Below are 18,689 nucleotides of genomic sequence, written 5' to 3'. Positions count from 1 at the left end.
ACACCTACCTTTCTGAATAAACACAAAAAAATGTGGGAGCTGGCTTGCCGGCGATGCTGTCGCCTCGGTGTCTCTGTTGCACCGAGGTGATGCTATCGCAGGCAAGCCAGCTCCCACAGTGTCCGCGTTTCACATCAATCCAGTGTCGAACCACTGATCGGTAGACCACGCTCCGGGAAAAACAGGCGCTGCAACTCCGCCCCTGGATTCTCCGCACGCATAAAGGTCTCGCCGACCAGGAACGAATACACGTCGCTGATTTCCATCAACTCCACATCCGCACGGTTGACGATCCCGCTCTCGGTAATCACCAGGCGGTCACGAGGAATGCGCGGCAGCAGGTCCAGGGTGGTTTCCAGGTTGACATCAAAGGTGTGCAGGTTGCGGTTGTTGACCCCAACCAGTCGTGTGTCGAGGGTTTTCAGCGCGCGCTCCAGTTCGTCACCGTCATGGACCTCGACCAGCACATCCAGGCCCACGCCTTTGGCAACCGCCGCCAACTCGGCCATCTGCACGTCGTCCAGCGCCGAAACGATCAGCAGCACGCAATCCGCGCCCAACGCCCGGGCCTCGACGATCTGGTACGGGTCGATCATGAAGTCCTTGCGGATCACCGGCAACTTGCACGCGGCGCGGGCTTGTTGCAGGTAAGCGTCGGAACCCTGGAAATAGTCGATATCGGTCAACACCGAAAGGCAAGTTGCCCCGCCCTTCTCATAGCTGGCAGCAATCTCTGCCGGCACGAAGTTCTCGCGGATCACGCCTTTGCTCGGCGAGGCCTTTTTGATCTCGGCGATCACCGCTGGCTGCTTGAGCTTGGCCTGGGTGATCAGGGCATTGGCAAAACCGCGCGGTGCATCGGCGCTTTTTGCCAGGTTTTCCAACTCGGCCAGGCTCACCCGTGCGCGGCGTTCGGCCACTTCTTCAACTTTGCGGGCGAGGATGTTTTCCAGAACTGTTGGCACGCTCATCCTTCATTCTCCATCTTGAATACGGCCGTGAATGCTCCCAGCTCTTCGAGCTTTTCGCGAGCCAGCCCCGTATGCAGCGCATCGTGGGCCAAGGCGACACCTTCTGTAAGACTATAGGCGTGATCGGCTGCATAAAGTGCCGCGCCAGCATTCAGAACAATCATCTCTGCCGCTTTCTGACCGTTTTCGGTCTTGCGACGCCCCAGGGCATCGCGAATCAATTCAAGGGACGCCGCCGGGCTTTCTACCGCCAGGCCATGCAGGCTCTGGCTCTTCATGCCGAGGTCTTCTGGCTCGACCCAATATTCGGTGACCTGATCGTTCTTCAACTCGGCCACAAAGGTTGGGGCCGCCAGGCTGAATTCGTCCAGGCCATCCTTGGAGTGCACCACTAGCACGTGTTTGCTGCCCAGGCGCTGCAGGACTTCGGCCAATGGCCGGCACAGCGCCTGGCTGAACACGCCCACCACCTGATGCTTCACACCGGCCGGATTCGTAAGCGGGCCAAGCATGTTGAACAGGGTACGCAGGCCCAGGTCCTTGCGCGGGCCTGCGGCGTGTTTCATCGCCCCATGGTGGGACTGGGCAAACATAAAGCCGATACCGACGTTGTCGATGCAGCGCGCCACCTGCACCGGGGTCAGGTTCAGGTAGATCCCCGCCGCTTCCAGCAGATCGGCACTGCCGCTCTTGCCCGATACCGCGCGGTTGCCGTGCTTGGCCACGGTGCAGCCGGCAGCGGCTACGACAAAGGATGATGCCGTCGAAACGTTGAAAATATTCGCACCGTCACCGCCGGTGCCGACCACATCGACCACGCCGTCGAGGGTCTTGAGTTCGACCTTGTCCGCCAGTTCACGCATCACCGAGACGGCGCCGACAATTTCGTCGATGCTCTCGCTCTTCATGCGCATGGCCATCATAAAGGCGCCAATCTGCGCATCGGTGCATTGGCCGGTCATGATTTCGCGCATGACATCGCTCATTTCAGCGGTGCTCAGGTCCAGATGGCCGACGATACGGCTCAGGGCAGTCTTGATATCCATGGAAAGTCCTTAGCGCGTGCCGCCGCTCTGCTTGAGAAAGTTGGCGAACAGCTCGTAGCCCTGCTCGGTCAGAATTGATTCAGGGTGAAACTGCACCCCTTCGACATTCAGTGTCTTGTGCCGCAGGCCCATGATCTCGTCGACCGAGCCGTCTTCCAGCTGGGTCCAGGCCGTCAGTTCCAGGCATTCGGGCAAGGTCTCGCGCTTGACCACCAGTGAGTGGTAACGGGTCACCGTCACCGGCAGGTTCAAGCCCTGGAACACACCTTGATCATTATGGAACACCGGGCTGGTCTTGCCGTGCATCACCTGGCGGGCACGCACCACGTCGCCGCCAAATGCCTGGCCGATGGACTGGTGGCCCAGGCAAACCCCGAGAATCGGCAGCTTGCCGGCGAAAAAACGGATGGCTTCCAGGGAGATACCCGCCTCGGTCGGCGTGCAGGGGCCTGGGGAAACCACGATACGCTCCGGGTTCAGGGCAGCAATCTGCGCCACCGTCATTTCATCGTTGCGCACCACCTTGACCTCGGCACCGAGCTCGCCCAGGTATTGCACAACGTTGTAGGTAAAGGAGTCGTAGTTATCAATCATCAGCAACATGTGGGTTCAAACCTCTTGAATTCACTGATTTCGAATGACCGCCTTCCAGGAGCGTGACCCGCTGCCAGACGCACGTTCCGGTTGCCAGGGTCAGCCGGCAAGGGGCGTCGAACAAAGGGTGAAGAAGGCAAATCGGTACAGGTCCGGCCGGGCCGGCAGAGAAAATTCAGGCGCGCCAACGCCAACGGGCGTGTGCCTTGACTACTCGCATCAAGAGTTTGCTGATGATCAACACGGGGAGGGTCTCATTCATACGTTCCCGCACAGTAACGTAGCCTCGCCAGCGGTGCAATATAGAGCAGCAAATACGGGGGGCATGACGAAGGTTTTGTAAGAAAAAACGATTTTCCTCACAGAAAACTCCCTCTACATTGCTAGTGTTTCACTTCCGATACAAAAACAATCATATGGAATCCCTATGCTCAGACCATCTTTTGTTGCGCCCCTTGCCGGATGCCTCCTGGCACTGGCCTGCGCGCAGGCGTTTGCAGCACCGTCACCTTATTCAACCATGGTGGTTTTTGGCGATAGCCTGGCGGACGCCGGCCAGTTCCCCGATGGTGTGTCCGGTGCCACCCTGCGTTTTACCAACCGTACCGGCCCCACATTCCAGGGTGACTACGGCCTGGTTTCATCGACCCTGCTGGGCTCCAAACTGGGTGTAGCGCCAAACGATCTGAACGCCTCCACCTCGCCGGTTCGCGCCGCGCAAGGCTTGCCTGACGGCAATAACTGGGCGGTCGGTGGCTACCGTACCGACAACATCCTGGATTCCATCACCTCAGTCTCCGACACGGCGATCCCCCCCGGCAATGCGGGCGCGGGCACTGTTTTACGCAGTCGCCAGGGTTATCTACCGGCAAACGGTGGGCGGGCCGACCCCAACGCGCTGTATTTTCTGTCCGGTGGCGGTAATGACTTCCTGCAACAGCGCGTCCTCAGTCCAGGCCAAGCCGTTGCCGCAGGCGGGCGCCTGGCCGACAGCGCCCAGGCTCTGCAACAAGCCGGTGCGCGCTACATCATGGTGTGGATGCTGCCCGACCTGGGCCTGACACCCGCCATCAACGGCACGCCGCAGCAGGCTGGGACGTCCGCCCTGAGCACTATTTTCAACCAGGCACTGGTACAGCGCCTGTCGCAGATCGACGCCCAGATCATCCCGTTGAATATTCCACTGCTGTTGCAGGAAACCTTCGCCGACCCAGGCCGATTTGGCCTGGCGACCGGGCAGAACCTTACCGGCACCTGCTTCACTGGCAACAGTTGCACCGCCAACCCGACGTATGGCATCGGCGGCACCCAGCCGGACCCGACCAAGCTGATCTACAACGACTCGGTCCACCCCACCGTCGCCGGGCAACGCTTGATCGCCGACTATGCCTACTCGCTACTCGCCGCCCCCTGGGAGCTGAGCCTGCTGCCAGAAATGGCCCAAGGCACCCTGCGCGCCCATCAGGATGAGCTGCGTAACCAGTGGCAGGCGGACAACGGCAACTGGCAAGCCGTCGGCCAATGGCGCGCAATTGTCGCCGGTGGTGGTCAGCGCCTGGACTTCGACGGTCAAGGCAGCTCGGCCAGTGGCGACGGCAGTGGCTACAACCTGAATGTCGGCGGCAGCTATCGTCTCGACGACAGCTGGCGCGTAGGTGTCGCGGCCGGGCTGTATCGCCAGACTCTCGAAGCAGGCGCCAGCGACTCGGACTACAAGCTCAACAGCTACATGGGCAGCGCATTCGCGCAGTATCAGCACAATCACTGGTGGGCCGATGCCGCGCTGACCGGCGGCCGGCTGGACTTCGACAGCCTCAAGCGCAAGTTCGCCCTGGGCGTCAGCGAAGGCTCAGAAAAAGGTGACACCGACGGCTGGCTCTGGGCCTTGAGCGGCCGCGTAGGCTATGACATTGCCGGGGTCGGCAGCGATTGGCACCTGTCGCCGTTCATCAGCGCCGACTATGCGCGAATCGAAGTCGATGGCTACTCGGAAAAAGGCAGCCGCTCCACCGCGCTGACCTTTGCCGACCAGCAACGCGACTCCAAACGCCTGGGCGTTGGCCTGCAGGGCAGCTACCGCGTCACCCCGCAAACCCAGGTTTTTGGCGAAGTGGCTCACGAGCATGAGTTCGAAAATGACACCCAAAAGGTGAATATTTCGCTCAACAGCGTGCAGGGGATCGGCTTCGAACTCGACGGCTACACCCCTCGCAGCAATTCGGATCGCTTGAGTCTCGGGGTCAGCCACAAGCTCACCCAGGAGTTGGCACTGCGCGCGGCGTATAACGTGAGGAAGGATGACAGCCTGACCCAGCAAGGGGTCAGTGTCGGAGTGAGCCTGGATTTCTAATACGGCCTTAAAAACAACATAAAACCCATGTGGGAGCGGGCTTGCCCGCGATAGCGGTGGTTCAGTCACTACATCGGTGACTGACAGACCGCCATCGCGGGCAAGCCCGCTCCCACACAAGCCCAACCCCACATTTAGACCGGAATCGACCGTCAGTCTTGCGGGGTCTGCTCGGCCAATGCCACCGCACGGAACATCGCCCGGCGCTTGTTCAGGGTTTCTTCCCACTCAAGGGCCGGCACCGAGTCGGCGACAATCCCGCCGCCCGCCTGCACATGCAGTTCGCCGTCCTTGATCACCGCCGTGCGGATCGCAATGGCCGTGTCCATGTTGCCATTCCACGCGAAATAACCCACGGCGCCGCCGTAGACCCCACGCTTGACCGGCTCCAGCTCGTCGATGATTTCCATCGCACGAATCTTCGGGGCGCCGGACAAGGTGCCCGCCGGCAGAATTGCGCGCAGCGCGTCCATCGCCGTCAGGCCGGCCTTCAGCTCGCCGGTGACGTTGGACACAATGTGCATCACGTTGGAATAACGCTCGATCACCATCTTCTCGGTGAGCTTCACCGAGCCGATTTCCGAAACGCGTCCGGTGTCGTTACGCCCCAGGTCGATGAGCATCAAGTGCTCGGCGATTTCCTTGTCGTCGGACAGCAGGTCTTCTTCAAGTGCCAGGTCGGCCTCTTCGGTCGCGCCACGGGGGCGCGTGCCGGCAATCGGCCGCACGGTGATCAGGTTGTCTTCGACGCGCACCAGCACTTCCGGCGAGCTGCCCACTACGTGGAAGTCGCCAAAGTTGAAGAAGTACATGTACGGCGTCGGGTTGAAGCAGCGCAGCGCCCGGTACAAGTCGATGGGCGCCGCCTTGAAGTCGATGGACATCCGCTGCGACGGCACCACTTGCATGCAGTCACCGGCGAGGATGTATTGCTTGATGGTATCGACCGCGCGCTCGTAGTCATCCTGGGTAAAGCTGGAGCGAAACACCGGATCGGCCGCCGGCGGACGGCTGAGGTCCAGGCCGCGACGCGGGGTGATCGGCTGGCGCAGCTTGTCCAGCAGCGCTTCGAGGCTGGCCTGGCCTTGCTCGAACGCATCGGCCTGGGCCGGGTCGGCGAGCACAATCGCGTGCATCTTGCCGGCCAGGTTGTCGAACACCACCACCGCGTCGGAAACCATCAGCAGGATGTCCGGCACACCCAACGGGTCGGGGTTCGGGCATTTGCCCAGGCGTTGCTCCACGTAACGCACGCAGTCGTAGCCGAAATACCCCACGAGGCCGCCATTGAAACGCGGCAAACCAGCAATGGTTGGCACGTTGTAGCGCGCCTTGAAGGCTTCGACGAAGGCCAGCGGGTCTTGCACATCGTGGCTTTCGATCTCGACGCCATCATGGGTGATGCTGACGTGATGGTCATGCACCCGCAGGACCGTGCGGCACGGCAGGCCAATGATCGAGTAACGGCCCCACTTTTCGCCGCCCTGCACCGATTCCAGCAGATAGGAATTGGGCTCGTCGGCCAGTTTCAGGTAGATCGACAGCGGCGTATCGAAGTCGGCCAGGGTTTCCCGGGCCATGGGGATGCGGTTGTAGCCGGCAGCGGCCAAACGCAGGAATTCTTCGCGGATCATGGGGTGCCTCGTGGCGTGAGGGTCTAACAGTCAGGTATGCAAACGTGCCGCAGCGCGGCCAGGATCAGTCAGGCGCGCCAACGCCAGCGGGCCAGGGCCTTGATGACTTTCATCCAGAGTTTGCGAGTGACCACCACGATGGGATTTCCAGAAGGGGATGGGACAGCGTCGGGCAACGTTATCTCAGCGCCCGCTCCCAAGCAACCGGGGATTAGCAGTCGCAGGTCATCAATGACCAGCGCCGGCGACTCTTCGGCAATCGGCCGGCCATGGTTGTAGCCATAGCTTAAGGCCACACACTTGACCCCCGCCGCTTTCGCCGCCAGCACATCGCTGCGCGAATCGCCGACAAACAGCGACTGGGACGCCGGGATATTGGCCATTTTCATCACAAAGAACAGCGCCGCCGGATCCGGTTTTTTCTGCGGCAGGGTATCGCCGCCGATGATCCAGCGGAAATACCGGCCGATCTTCATCTGGTCCAGCAGCGGCGCGACGAAGCGTTCCGGCTTGTTGGTGATCAGGGCCATTTCCACGCCCTGCTTGTGCAGCCACTTGAGGGTGTCGCGCACGCCGGGGTAAACCACGGTCAGTTCGTGGCCGTCTTCGTAGGCCGCGTTGAACAGTTCCAGCGCGTGCTCGGCCTCCACCTCATCGACACCTTCGGCATCAATGTGATTGGCCAGCGCACGGCGCACCAGCATCTGCACGCCGTTGCCGACCCACTCGCGTACCGATTCGATACCGGCAGGCTTGCGCCCCAACTTGAGCAACATGTGATCCACCGCAGCCGTCAGGTCCGGCACCGAATCGACCAGGGTGCCGTCCAGATCGAACATCACCAGCCGCGGCAATTTACCGGGGAACAGCTGCTCAAAACCGCTCATGGACGCGCCAGCGCCAGTTCTTCACGCATCTTGGCAATCACGGCCTGGTAGTCAGGGGTGTTGAAGATCGCCGAGCCGGCGACGAAGGTGTCCGCGCCCGCCGCCGCGATATCACGGATGTTGTTGACGTTGACCCCACCGTCGATCTCCAGGCGGATATCGCGGCCAGAGGCGTCAATCAGCGCACGGGCCTCACGCAGCTTGTCGAGGGTACCGGGAATGAACTTCTGCCCGCCAAAACCCGGGTTGACGCTCATCAGCAAGACCATGTCGACCTTGTCCATCACGTACTTGAGGGTGTCCAGCGGGGTCGCCGGGTTGAACACCAGGCCAGCCTTGCAGCCGCCTTCGCGGATCAGTTGCAGGGAGCGGTCGACATGCAGCGTGGCTTCCGGGTGGAAGGTGATGTAGGTCGCGCCGGCTTCGATGAAGTCGCCGATGATGCGGTCCACCGGGCTGACCATCAGGTGCACGTCAATCGGCGCGGTCACGCCGTACTTGCGCAGCGCGGCGCAAACCATCGGGCCGATGGTCAGGTTCGGCACATAGTGGTTGTCCATGACATCGAAGTGCACGAAGTCGGCACCGGCGGCCAACACGTTGTCCACTTCCTCGCCCAGGCGGGCGAAGTCGGCGGAGAGGATCGATGGAGCAATTACGAAGGGCTGCATGACGCACCTTTTCTGAGCTAAATCACGATGGCGCGCATTGTATACCTCATGCTTTGTTGCGCGCACCGTGACCTGACTCAATGACTAGTACGCGGCGCGGTAGATTTTCTCGATATCCGCCGCACTGAGCTTGCGCGGATTGTTGCGCATCAGGCGTTCGATTCCCGCGGCTTCTACGGCCATGGCCGGGATCGCCTCCTCTGGCACGCCGAAGCTGCGCAAGCCGCAAGGGATCTCCACTGCGGCGCACAGTCGCGTCATGGCCTCCACCGCCTGGTCCGCTGCATCGTTGACGCTCAAGCCCGTGATATTCACCCCCATGGCCTGGGCGATATCCTGCATGCGCTCGACACAGGCCAGCTTGTTCCAGTGCATCACATAGGGCAGCAGCAACGCGTTGCTCACCCCGTGGGCAATATTGAAACGCCCGCCCAACGGGTAGGCCAGCGCATGCACCGCCCCCACCCCGGCATTGCCGAAGGCCATGCCGGCCATCAGGCTGGCCGTGGCCATATCGTCACGCGCCTGCAGGTTGGCCGGATTGGCGTAGGCCTTGGGCAAGGCGTTGGCAATCAACTTGATCGCGCCAATGGCCAGGGCATCGGTGATTGGCGAGGCGTTCAGGGACAGATAGGACTCGATGGCATGCACCAGGGCATCCACACCACTGGCAGCCGTAACACTGCGCGGGCAGGTCAGGGTCATTTGCGGGCTGATCAGCGCAACATCCGGCAGCAGGTAGTCGCTGACGATGCCTTTTTTCAATTGCGCGGCCTTGTCCGACAGAATCGCCACATTGGTCACTTCCGACCCCGTGCCGGCCGTGGTGGGAATGGCAATCAGCGGCGGGCCTTTGCGCGGCACCTGGTCCACACCGAACAAATCCTCGAGTGCGCCGTGATAACCGGCATAGGCGGCGACGCTCTTGGCGATATCAATGGCACTGCCACCGCCGACGCCGATCAGGCCGTCATGCCCGCCTTCGCGGTAGGCCTGCATGCAGTCTTCGACGATGGCGATCTCCGGGTCGGGCAGCACCCGGTCGAAGATCTCGTAAGGCCGATCACCCAACTGCGCCAATGCCAGTTGCACCGTACCGGACTTGACCAGCGCAGCATCGGTGACGATCAACGGGTTGTCGATATCCAGCCGGGTCAGCTCGGCGGCCAATTGCTCGATGGCGCCTGGGCCGGTGAGCAATTTGTGGGCGATCTTGAATGAGGAGGTACTCATGTGCGCGGCCTCTTATAAATTGGTGGGCTGGCACAAGAATAGCTGGGGAATGCGGGTTGTCTGCCATTCAGCGGCTGAATGGTTGGGTCATTCAAAGCGGGCGCGGTCAATGTAGGAGCTGGCTCGCCTGCGATGGCCTCGACTCGGTGCATCAGGTGTACCGAGTCGAGACCATCGCAGGCAAGCCAGCTCCCACAGGTGATCGGGTTTCAGCAGTCAGACCTGCGCCGTCCGCAGTTTTTCGCTGCGCCCACGCAGCCACTCCAGGGTCAGCAACAGCACCACCGAGAAGGCAATCAGCAAGGTCGCCGCTGCGGCAATGGTCGGGCTGAGGTTTTCGCGGATGCCGCTGAACATCTGCCGAGGCAAGGTGGCCTGCTCGGGCCCGGCGAGGAACAGCGTCACCACCACCTCATCGAACGATGTGGCAAAGGCAAACAGCGCCCCGGAAATGACGCCCGGCGCAATCAGCGGCAGCGTCACCCGGCGAAACGCGGTCAACGGCGACGCCCCCAGGCTGGCCGCGGCTCGCACCAGGTTGTGGTTGAAGCCCTGCAAGGTCGCCGACACGGTGATGATCACAAAGGGCACGCCCAGCACCGCATGCACCACAATCAGCGAAAAGAAACTGTTGCCCAGCCCCAGCGGGGCAAAGAACAAGTAACTCGCCACGCCGATAATCACCACCGGTACCACCATCGGCGAAATCACCAGGGCCATCACCAGCGCCTTGCCGGGGAAGTGGCCACGGGTCAGGCCAATAGCGGCCAACGTGCCAAACACCATCGCCAGCACCGTGGCCGCCGGGGCGACGATGATGCTGTTCTTCAAGGCGCGCATCCATTCCGCCGAGGCAAAGAAGTCCTGGTACCAGTGCAACGAAAACCCCTGCAGCGGGTACACCAGGAAACTCCCGGAGTTGAACGACAGCGGGATGATCACCAGCACCGGCAGGATCAGGAACAACAGGATCAGGCCGCAGAGGATCCGCAAGCTGTAGAACCACACCCGCTCGATGGGTGACATATAAGGACTGCTGGACATTTCAGGCGCTCCTCAGCTCAGGCGCAGGCGGCTGGCGCCCACCAGCCAGTTGTAGATCAGGTACAGCACCACGGTCGCCAGCAGCAGCAAGCCGCCCAGCGCAGTCGCCATGCCCCAGTTGATGCTGGTGTTGGTGTAGAACGCCACGAAGTAGCTGACCATCTGGTCGTTCGGGCTGCCCAGCAGGGCCGGGGTGATGTAGTAGCCAATCGCCAGGATAAACACCAGCAGGCAACCGGCACCCACACCCGCGTAGGTCTGTGGGAAGTACACCCGCCAGAAACTGGCGAATGGGTGACAACCCAAAGAGATCGCCGCACGCATGTAGGTCGGTGAAATGCCCTTCATCACGCTGTAGATCGGCAGAATCATGAACGGCAGCAGGATATGCACCATGGAGATGTAGACCCCCAGCCGGTTGAACACCAACTCCAGAGGCTTATCAATGATGCCCAGGCCCATCAGCGCGCCGTTGATCAGCCCGCCGGACTGCAGCAGCACAATCCAGGCGGCCACGCGCACCAGCACCGAGGTCCAGAAGGGCAGCAGCACGAGGATCATCAACAGGTTGCTTTGCCGCGCCGGCAGGTTGGCCAGCAGGTACGCCAGCGGATAGGCCAGCAGCAGGCAGCACACGGTAATCACCAGGCCCATCCAGAAGGTGCGGGCGAAGATATCGAGGTAAATCGCCTGGTCCGGCGTGGCCGGCGCGACTTCGCCGAGGTCGTCGATCCGATGATCGACCGCCGCCAGCAGGTAATAAGGCGTGAGGCTGCTGGTGTTGCGCCGGATGGCCTGCCAGTACGCGGGGTCGCCCCAGCGTTCGTCGAGGTTTTCCAGCGCTTCTTTATAAGAGGCCGGCACTTCGCTGAACGGCAGCGCCCGCGCGGTTTTGGTCAACAGGCTGCGATAACCCGCCAGCTCCATGTTCAGGCGCTTGGACAAGTCGCCCAGGGTCTGGTTTTTCCGGGCTTCACCCAGGTCCTCGCTGACAGCCTGGTACACCGACTCGCCGGGCAGGCCACGACCATCCCAGGCGGTCACCGCCACCACGGTACGCGGCAGGCCAGCGACCACTTCCGGGTTACCGACGCTTTTGTACAACAGCGCAACGATGGGCACCAGGAACACCAGCAGCAAAAACACCACCAGCGGCGCGATCAAGGCCTGGGCCTTCCAGCGGTTAAGCCGCTCGGCACGCGCCAGGCGCTGCTTCAAGCTGGGGGTGGTGACCTCGTTCGAGGGAACGGCGATGGCCATGGCAAACTCCGGAAAATCTACAGTTGAAACCCGTGTGAAAGGCCCCCTTGTGGGAGCCGGGCTTGCCCGCGATGGCAGCAACTCGGTGTGTAGGGTCTACCGAGGTGCTGCCATCGCAGGCAAGCCAGCTCCCACAGGGGTTAAGCGGTGGGGCTTGTTATTTGGCAGCCCAGGAATTGAAGCGCTGCTCCAGTTGCTCACCGTTATCCGCCCAGAAGCTCACATCAATCTGCACCTGGTTGGCGATGTTTTCCGGAGTAGTCGGCATATCCTTGAGGATGTCCTTGGCCAGCAGCGGCACGGCTTGGGTATTGGCCGGACCGTAGGCGATGTTTTCCGAGTAGATTTTCTGTTGCTGCGGTGCAACGGAGAAGGCGATGAATTTCTTCGCCGCCTCGGCGCGCTCCTTGCCCAGGCCCTTGGGGATCGCCCAGGCGTCGAAATCGTAGATACCACCGTTCCACACCACTTTCAGGTTGCTCTCTTTCTGCACGGCGGCGATCCGGCCGTTGTAGGCCGAGCTCATCACCACGTCACCCGAGGCCAGGTACTGCGGCGGCTGGGCGCCGGCTTCCCACCACTGGATCGACGGCTTGAGTTCATCGAGTTTCTTGAAGGCGCGGTCCTGGCCGTCCTTGCCGGCCAGCACTTTGTACACGTCCTTGGGCGCTACACCGTCGGCCATCAGGGCGAATTCCAGGGTGTACTTGGCCCCCTTGCGCAAGCCGCGCTTGCCGGGGAAAGTCTTGGTGTCCCAGAAGTCCGCCCAACTGGTAGGGGCCGTCTTCAGTTTGTCGGCGTTGTACGCCATCACCGTGGACCACACGAAGAAACCCACGCCACAGGGCTGGATCGCGCCTTTCACATAGTCGTCGGGGTTGCCGAACAGCTTAGGATCCAACGGCTCGAACATGTCCTCGTCACAGCCACGGGACAGTTCCGGCGACTCGACTTCCACCAGGTCCCAGGACACGCTTTTGGTGTCGACCATGGCTTTGACCTTGGCCATCTCGCCGTTGTACTCGCCGGCGATGATCTTGCCGTTGCCCGCGCTTTCCCACGGAGCATAGAAAGCCTTGACCTGGGCCGCCTTGTTCGCGCCGCCAAACGACACCACCGTCAGGTTCGGACCTGCCATGACCTGTGAAGCACTCGCCAGGCCGATGGCCAGGGCGGTCAATTTCAGGGATCTCAACATTTATTGTTCTCTCCACGTGCAGGGTTGGATGAAGCCAAGGGGGCGATCAATTCGCCTCTAGAAGTGGGTCGAGTGCGCGAACGTGCTCGACTTGCCAGCCAATCGGAACCACATCGCCGACCGTCAGTGCCGGATCCAGCTCGGCGATCGGTTGTTTCACAAAGAAATCGGCCTTGCCGCAGACTTCCAGGCGCACGCGCACGTGGTCGCCCAGGTAGATAAATTCGGCCACCCGGCCCGAGAAACGGTTGCTGCAGCTTTCGCTGGAACCGTTGAGGCTGACCCGCTCCGGGCGCACCGACAGCGTCACCGGGCCACCGATCTGCCCGACATTCACCGCCAGCGCCTCGACCTTCTCGCCGCGCGCCAGCTCAACCACGCACCGCTCGCCGGTGTGGCTGTGCAGGCGGCCGTTAAGACGGTTGTTCTCGCCGATGAAATTGGCGACGAAGGTGTTTTTTGGCTCTTCATACAAAGTGCGCGGCGGTGCGATCTGCTGGATCTCGCCCTGGTGGAACACCGCTACCCGGTCGGACATGGTCAGCGCTTCACCCTGGTCGTGGGTCACGTAAACCACGGTCACGCCCAGGCGCTGGTGCAGGTGCTTGATCTCCATCTGCATGTGTTCACGCAGCTGTTTATCGAGGGCACCGAGGGGTTCGTCCATCAGCACCAACTGCGGCTCGAACACCAGGGCGCGAGCCAGGGCCACCCGTTGCTGCTGGCCGCCGGAGAGCTGCGCCGGGTAGCGCTGGGCGAAGGCGTCGAGCTGGACCATGCTCAGCACGCGCTTGACCCGTTCGCTGACATCGGTCTTGCTCAAGCCCCGCACCGTCAGGGGGAACGCCAGGTTCTCGGCCACCGTCATGTGCGGGAACAGCGCATAGTTCTGGAACACCATGCCAATGTCGCGCTTGTGCGGCGGCACATTGTTGATCGAGCGCCCGGCCAGCAGGATCTCCCCGGCGGTCGGCGTTTCGAAGCCCGCCAACATCATCAGGCTGGTGGTCTTGCCCGAACCGGACGGGCCCAGCAGGGTGAGGAACTCGCCTTTGCGAATGTCCAGGTTGAGGTCTTTGACGATCAGGTTCTCGCCATCGTAGCTCTTCTGCACACCACGAAAGCTGACCAGCACATCATTTGAATCCGCCTCGCTCATACCCGCACCTTTTTGTTTTGGACTGCTGTGAAGCTAGCGTAATCCAGGCGCAAGCCCCCGGAAATCGGGGCGCAGGAGAGATTGGCATCAGCAGGATGGAAGGTTCGGGGTAGGGATTGCCCTACACGGATGGCGGGCAAGGGACAGTTGCGCAGCAAGCTTCAAGCGACAAGCTGCAAGCACGGGCTTCCTGGGGGTTGAGCGATGTCGCAAATAGACACGCGCCTATAGGAGCCTGTGCTCCATCGCGTACTTCACCAGCTCGGCCAGGGAGCTGATGTTGAGTTTTTGCATCAACCGCGCCTTATGGGTGCTGATGGTCTTGCTGCTCAGGGCCAGTTGCTGGGCGATATCGTTGACGTTGGCGCCCTGAGCCAAGCGCTCGAACACCGAGAACTCGCGCTCGGACAACAGCGAATGCAACGGCCGGGTATCGGTGAGGCCGACCTCAAACACCATGCGGTCCGCCAGGTCCGGGTCGATATAGCGCCCGCCCGCGGCGACTTTGCGGATTGCCGTCAACAACAGCGCAGGATCGCTGTCCTTGGTGGCATACCCTGCCGCGCCGACCTTCAGCGCCCGGGCGGCCATTTGTGCCTCGTCATGCATCGACAGCACCAGAATGGCCGGCGGGTTGTTCAGCGCGCGGATCCGCGCAATCGCCTCCAGGCCGTTGACCCCGGGCATGGAGATATCCAGCAGCACCACCTCACAGGGCGTGTGACGCAAGGCTTCCAACAGCTGTTCGCCGTTACCCGCCTCGCCCACCACCAGCAGGTCCTTGGCCAGGCCGATCAACTGCTTGATGCCTTCACGGACGATGGTGTGGTCTTCGGCTACCAATACGCGGATCACGGCAATTTCCTCTCTCTATAGCGATTAAACGCCGACATTCAAAATGTGCGAGCAAGCCCACAAGGGATCTATGGCGAATCCAACGGCACCGTAACGCTCAGGGTGGTGCCCTCCCCCAGTTCGCTGTCGAGGGTCAACTGCCCGCCCATGATCAGCACCCGCTCGCGCATGCCCACCAAACCAAACGACACCGGACGCCCCGGTGCAGGGACGAAGCCTGCGCCATCATCACTGATGGTCAACCGCAGATTGGCGCCCTCCACCACCAGGGTCAACTCCACCGTATGCGCCTGGGCATGGCGCATGACGTTGGTCAGCGCCTCCTGCAGGATACGGAACAGGCCAATGGCCTTGGCGTCACTCAAGGCCGGGAGGTTATCCGGCACCTGCACCAGGCACGGAATCTGTGTGCGCGCCTCAAACCGCCGGGCCTGCCACTCGATGGCCGAGGCGATCCCCGCGTCGAGAATCGGCGGGCGCAACGCCGTGGCCACATCACGGACCAATTGGAACAGTTGAGCGATCAGGCGCTTCATGCTGTTCAGGCGCTCGTGCAGGCCTGGGTCCAACTGGGCGTAGGCCAACTCGCACATGGAGGTTTCCAGCTTCAACACCGTGAGCATCTGCCCCAGCTCATCGTGAACTTCGCGGGCAATCCGCGCCTTCTCTTCCTCACGCACGGTTTCCAGGTGCGCCGAGAGTTCGCGCAGTTGCGCCCGCGAGGCGTCCAATTCCAGCTCAATGCGTTTGCTGTCGCTGATATCCCAGACGATCCCATCCCAGACCACCGCCCCATCGTCCAGACGCCGGGTGACCGCCTTGATCTCGGCCCAGCGCTGCTCGCCCTGGCGGGTCAGGATGCGGCCCTGCCACGACCAGTTGCTCTCGGTGTCGATGGCCTGATCCTGGGTCTGGTGGTAACTGGCGCGATCATCCGGGTGGACCAGGCTGCGAATCCCCACATCGCGGTGGCTGAGCACGGATGGCGAATAGCCCACCAGGCGCTCACTGCCTTCGCTGATATAGGCAAAGTCGATGGCGGCGCTCAACGGCAGACGCTCCAGGCGAAACACCAGCCCTGGCACATTGGCGGCGATGCCTTGCAGGCGCGCTTCACTTTCCTGCAACGCGGCCAAGGCCCGGCGGCGCTCGGTAACGTCGTTGAGGTACACCACCAGGTATTCGCCACCGGCAAAGCGCAGGAAACTCAAGGACACATCCGTGGGCAACAGGCTGCCATCCGCGCGCAGGCACTGGGTGGCGAAGCTCTGCGGCCCGTCTTCACTGGCCCGGGCGCGCTTCCACAGGTTCAGCCAGCGGTCCATGCTCAGATTGGGTTCGAACTCGATCAGCGGGCGCTCGATCAACGCTCCCGGGGCGTAACCGAGCATGGTTTCGGCGGCGACGTTGGCGTAGCGCACATGGCTGTCCCAATTGACCCAGAGGATACCCACGGTACTTTGATCAATCGAAAACTGGGTCAGACGCAATGCTTCGGCGCCCGCCGCACGGGCAGCGCTTTCCTCACGCGTGGCCAGCAACTGGTGTTCCAGGGCATGTTTTTGCCGACGCTGCCACAGGGCAACCGTCAGGCACGCGAGCAACAGCAGGCCCAGCAGCAGGCTGAGGTTTTGCCAGAATCCCGGTGATTCCGACAGGCGTGGGTATTTGGGTTGCAGCCAGCGGGCATGCAATTGCTCCAGCTCACGGGCCGGAATGGCGCGCAGGCCGCTCTCGACAATCTCTGCCAGGGCTGGCCAGTCACGCCGGGTGGCCACCCGCAACAGTTGCGGCAATCCAATATCGCCGACCACGGCCAAACCGGCGAACTCGGGCTCGATCGACAAGCGGCTCAACTGCGCCTCATCGACTACCGCATAGCGCGCCTGCTGGCTGACCAATAACTGCAAGGCCTGGCGCTCCAGGGGCACACCTTGCAGGTTCAGCCTGGGGTAATTGCTGCGCAGGTAATCCGCCACGCCGCTGGGCATGCGCACGGCGACCCGGGACTGTTCATCGAGCTTTTCCAGGTCCACCGTGCCGCTGCCGTCGCGAATGCCAACAATGTGCTGGGGCACGCGCATATACGGGTCGGAAAACTGCCACAGGCGCAGGCCGGCAGGGGTTTGTAGCAGACCTGGGGCGAGGTCGACCGCATCCTCGCGCAAGGCGTCCTCCAACTGTTCCTGCGTGGGGAAGTTGCGCCAGGTCAGCTCGATATTCAGCGCCTTGGCCAGCGCCTGCATCAGCTCGACATTGGCCCCGGACAAGCGCTGCAGGCGCCGGTCGTATTGCGCGTAAGGCGCCTGCAACACCACCCCGACCCGCAGTTGCGGGTGCTGCGCCAACCACTCGCGCTGCTGCGGGTTGAGCACCGCCGGCGGCACCACAGACGCAGGCGCGGCATTCACCATCAAGGGCAAGCACAGATAGCCGATAACCAGCAGACAGCGAAAATTCATCATTCACATCTCACATACAACCCATTAGGCTGCCGGGATCACTTCTGGCCGGGATTCCACTATGCCCCTGCTTCACCGTTCGACACTGCCAGCATTGTGCCTGTCGCTGCTGTTTACCAGCACCTTTTGCGTGCAGGCGGCTGACACCGCGCCGGCGGCCGCCGAAAAACCACCAGAACGCCAGCCTCTGCCAGAGCGTAGCCAGGAGGAAGCCCAGGCCCTGGAGCGACAACTGCCGCCCCACGAGCAGCAACAATTGCAGGCCGGCGACGAGTCGTTCCTGGCACTGTGGAAACCGGCGAACAGCCCCGAACCGCAGGGTGTGGTGATTATCGTCCCCGGCGCCGGAGAAACGGCTGACTGGCCGCAAGCCATCGGGCCTTTGCGCCAGAAGCTGCCGGATGCCGCCTGGGGCAGCCTGAGCCTGTCGCTGCCCGACCTGAGTGTCGATACCCTGCCGCCGCGGGTGATCCAGGCTCCCGATGCGGTCGTCGACAGCAGCAAGGATGCCAGCACCGCCGCGCCCAAGCCCATCGAACAGGCGGCCAGCGCCGAAGCCGAGGGCACCGACCCGGCCGTGATCTCTGGCGTGGATGAGCAGGACAAGACCGACGCGACACGGATCTTCGCCCGCATCGACGCAGCCGTCGCCTATGCCCAGACCCAGAACGCCCGCAGCGTGGTGCTGCTGGGGCACGGGACTGGGGCCTGGTGGGCTGCGCGCTACCTGAGCGAAAAACAACCGGCCCAGGTGCAAAAGTTCATCATGGTCGCGGCGCAGTCGCCGGTGGGCCGTCAACCGGATCTGCAACAGCTGACCCCGACATTGAAGCTGGCGACCGCCGATGTCTTCTATCAGGACAACGCCCTGGCCAGCAAAATGGCGCTGGAGCGCAGCCAGGCAAGCAAGCGGCTGAAGAATGACAACTACAAGCAGGTGTCGTTGAAGACTATTCCCGGGAATAGCGCAGCGGCCCAGGAACAGTTGTACCGGCGGATTCGCGGCTGGTTGAGCCCGCAAAGCAGCGGTAGCTGAGCCCAACTGCCCCGCCCCGTCTGTGGTTGTGGTTGTGGTTGTGGTTGTGGTTGTGGTTGTGGTTGTGGCGAGCGGGCTTGCCCGCGTTGGGTTGCGCAGCAGCCCTAAAACCCGCCGCTCGGTTTATCTGACAAACCTAAGAGGCCCTGTGGGGGCATGAGGATCTACACAACTCGCTCTTTTTTGGTTATTGGGTTTGTGTACATATCCGTTGCTGCGGTCATGGCCCCTTAGGGTTCCGCCCTTACGGCGGCTCACTTTGGAGAAGCGCCAAAGTAAGCAAAACGCT

Annotated in this window: 15 protein-coding genes; 2 read left to right on the top strand and 13 right to left on the bottom strand. The window is 62.0% G+C overall.

What is annotated here, in order from left to right:
- Nucleotides 1-134 precede the first annotated feature (134 nt).
- Genes trpC through JFT44_RS20985 form a run of 3 tightly spaced genes read right to left on the bottom strand, consistent with a single transcriptional unit; the run spans nucleotide 135 to nucleotide 2,620 of the window.
- A complete protein-coding gene (trpC, locus tag JFT44_RS20995; RefSeq protein ID WP_198818290.1) occupies nucleotides 135-971 on the bottom strand; it encodes an indole-3-glycerol phosphate synthase TrpC in 837 nt (278 codons plus the stop codon).
- On the bottom strand, nucleotides 968-2,017 hold the full coding sequence (gene trpD, locus JFT44_RS20990) for an anthranilate phosphoribosyltransferase (protein WP_032858515.1): 1,050 nt from the start codon (nucleotides 2,015-2,017) through the stop codon (nucleotides 968-970). The genes trpC and trpD overlap by 4 nt, the downstream gene beginning before the upstream one ends.
- A 9-nt stretch (nucleotides 2,018-2,026) precedes the next feature.
- On the bottom strand, nucleotides 2,027-2,620 hold the full coding sequence (locus tag JFT44_RS20985; protein ID WP_057440330.1) for an aminodeoxychorismate/anthranilate synthase component II: 594 nt from the start codon (nucleotides 2,618-2,620) through the stop codon (nucleotides 2,027-2,029).
- A gap of 418 nt (nucleotides 2,621-3,038) precedes the next feature.
- Here JFT44_RS20985 and estP point away from each other — a divergent pair, with 418 nt between their 5' ends.
- Entirely contained in the window at nucleotides 3,039-4,961 is a 1,923-nt protein-coding gene (gene estP / locus JFT44_RS20980; RefSeq protein ID WP_169990381.1) for an esterase EstP, read from the top strand.
- A gap of 152 nt (nucleotides 4,962-5,113) precedes the next feature.
- On the opposite strand, the gene trpE is transcribed toward estP, so the two are convergent.
- From trpE to JFT44_RS20930, 10 genes are all read right to left on the bottom strand, one after another.
- Entirely contained in the window at nucleotides 5,114-6,595 is a 1,482-nt protein-coding gene (gene trpE / locus JFT44_RS20975) for an anthranilate synthase component I (RefSeq protein ID WP_169960154.1), read from the bottom strand.
- 68 nt (nucleotides 6,596-6,663) lie between these two features.
- Nucleotides 6,664-7,482, bottom strand: coding sequence for a phosphoglycolate phosphatase (locus JFT44_RS20970; protein ID WP_057444298.1), 819 nt, complete (start codon nucleotides 7,480-7,482; stop codon nucleotides 6,664-6,666).
- Nucleotides 7,479-8,153 (bottom strand): ribulose-phosphate 3-epimerase, encoded by a 675-nt coding sequence (gene rpe, locus JFT44_RS20965; protein WP_057440329.1) that lies wholly within the window; start codon nucleotides 8,151-8,153, stop codon nucleotides 7,479-7,481. The genes JFT44_RS20970 and rpe overlap by 4 nt, the downstream gene beginning before the upstream one ends.
- An 84-nt stretch (nucleotides 8,154-8,237) precedes the next feature.
- Complete coding sequence (locus JFT44_RS20960) at nucleotides 8,238-9,386, bottom strand: iron-containing alcohol dehydrogenase (RefSeq protein WP_115129121.1); 1,149 nt, start codon at nucleotides 9,384-9,386, stop codon at nucleotides 8,238-8,240.
- Nucleotides 9,387-9,602: 216 nt separating this feature from the next.
- Entirely contained in the window at nucleotides 9,603-10,430 is an 828-nt protein-coding gene (locus tag JFT44_RS20955) for an ABC transporter permease (protein WP_029296783.1), read from the bottom strand.
- A 12-nt stretch (nucleotides 10,431-10,442) separates the two neighbouring features.
- Nucleotides 10,443-11,690, bottom strand: coding sequence for an ABC transporter permease (locus tag JFT44_RS20950; protein ID WP_057960777.1), 1,248 nt, complete (start codon nucleotides 11,688-11,690; stop codon nucleotides 10,443-10,445).
- 157 nt (nucleotides 11,691-11,847) lie between these two features.
- On the bottom strand, nucleotides 11,848-12,888 hold the full coding sequence (locus JFT44_RS20945; protein ID WP_198818288.1) for an ABC transporter substrate-binding protein: 1,041 nt from the start codon (nucleotides 12,886-12,888) through the stop codon (nucleotides 11,848-11,850).
- A gap of 46 nt (nucleotides 12,889-12,934) precedes the next feature.
- Entirely contained in the window at nucleotides 12,935-14,047 is a 1,113-nt protein-coding gene (locus tag JFT44_RS20940) for an ABC transporter ATP-binding protein (protein ID WP_057440325.1), read from the bottom strand.
- A 225-nt stretch (nucleotides 14,048-14,272) separates the two neighbouring features.
- Nucleotides 14,273-14,902 (bottom strand): response regulator transcription factor, encoded by a 630-nt coding sequence (locus JFT44_RS20935; protein WP_057960779.1) that lies wholly within the window; start codon nucleotides 14,900-14,902, stop codon nucleotides 14,273-14,275.
- A 68-nt stretch (nucleotides 14,903-14,970) separates the two neighbouring features.
- On the bottom strand, nucleotides 14,971-17,367 hold the full coding sequence (locus tag JFT44_RS20930; RefSeq protein ID WP_057960780.1) for a PAS domain S-box protein: 2,397 nt from the start codon (nucleotides 17,365-17,367) through the stop codon (nucleotides 14,971-14,973).
- 58 nt (nucleotides 17,368-17,425) lie between these two features.
- On the opposite strand from JFT44_RS20930, the gene JFT44_RS20925 reads away from it, so the two are divergent.
- Entirely contained in the window at nucleotides 17,426-18,400 is a 975-nt protein-coding gene (locus JFT44_RS20925; RefSeq protein WP_057960781.1) for an alpha/beta hydrolase family protein, read from the top strand.
- Nucleotides 18,401-18,689 lie beyond the last annotated feature (289 nt).

This window comes from Pseudomonas sp. MF5691 (assembly GCF_016405645.1).
GTDB classification, from domain to species: domain Bacteria; phylum Pseudomonadota; class Gammaproteobacteria; order Pseudomonadales; family Pseudomonadaceae; genus Aquipseudomonas; species Aquipseudomonas shahriarae.
The sequence above is the reverse complement of the archived record's forward strand: the minus strand, read 5'-3'. Positions and strand labels throughout refer to the sequence as shown.

Excerpts from the sequence above, each read along its gene's own strand:
- trpC (WP_198818290.1), bottom strand. The coding sequence starts at position 971 with ATGAGCGTGCCAACAGTTCTGGAAAACATCCTCGCCCGCAAAGTTGAA.
- trpD (WP_032858515.1), bottom strand. The coding sequence starts at position 2,017 with ATGGATATCAAGACTGCCCTGAGCCGTATCGTCGGCCATCTGGACCTG.
- JFT44_RS20985 (WP_057440330.1), bottom strand. The coding sequence starts at position 2,620 with ATGTTGCTGATGATTGATAACTACGACTCCTTTACCTACAACGTTGTG.
- estP (WP_169990381.1), top strand. The coding sequence starts at position 3,039 with ATGCTCAGACCATCTTTTGTTGCGCCCCTTGCCGGATGCCTCCTGGCA.
- trpE (WP_169960154.1), bottom strand. The coding sequence starts at position 6,595 with ATGATCCGCGAAGAATTCCTGCGTTTGGCCGCTGCCGGCTACAACCGC.
- JFT44_RS20970 (WP_057444298.1), bottom strand. The coding sequence starts at position 7,482 with ATGAGCGGTTTTGAGCAGCTGTTCCCCGGTAAATTGCCGCGGCTGGTG.
- rpe (WP_057440329.1), bottom strand. The coding sequence starts at position 8,153 with ATGCAGCCCTTCGTAATTGCTCCATCGATCCTCTCCGCCGACTTCGCC.
- JFT44_RS20960 (WP_115129121.1), bottom strand. The coding sequence starts at position 9,386 with ATGAGTACCTCCTCATTCAAGATCGCCCACAAATTGCTCACCGGCCCA.
- JFT44_RS20955 (WP_029296783.1), bottom strand. The coding sequence starts at position 10,430 with ATGTCCAGCAGTCCTTATATGTCACCCATCGAGCGGGTGTGGTTCTAC.
- JFT44_RS20950 (WP_057960777.1), bottom strand. The coding sequence starts at position 11,690 with ATGGCCATCGCCGTTCCCTCGAACGAGGTCACCACCCCCAGCTTGAAG.
- JFT44_RS20945 (WP_198818288.1), bottom strand. The coding sequence starts at position 12,888 with ATGTTGAGATCCCTGAAATTGACCGCCCTGGCCATCGGCCTGGCGAGT.
- JFT44_RS20940 (WP_057440325.1), bottom strand. The coding sequence starts at position 14,047 with ATGAGCGAGGCGGATTCAAATGATGTGCTGGTCAGCTTTCGTGGTGTG.
- JFT44_RS20930 (WP_057960780.1), bottom strand. The coding sequence starts at position 17,367 with ATGATGAATTTTCGCTGTCTGCTGGTTATCGGCTATCTGTGCTTGCCC.
- JFT44_RS20925 (WP_057960781.1), top strand. The coding sequence starts at position 17,426 with ATGCCCCTGCTTCACCGTTCGACACTGCCAGCATTGTGCCTGTCGCTG.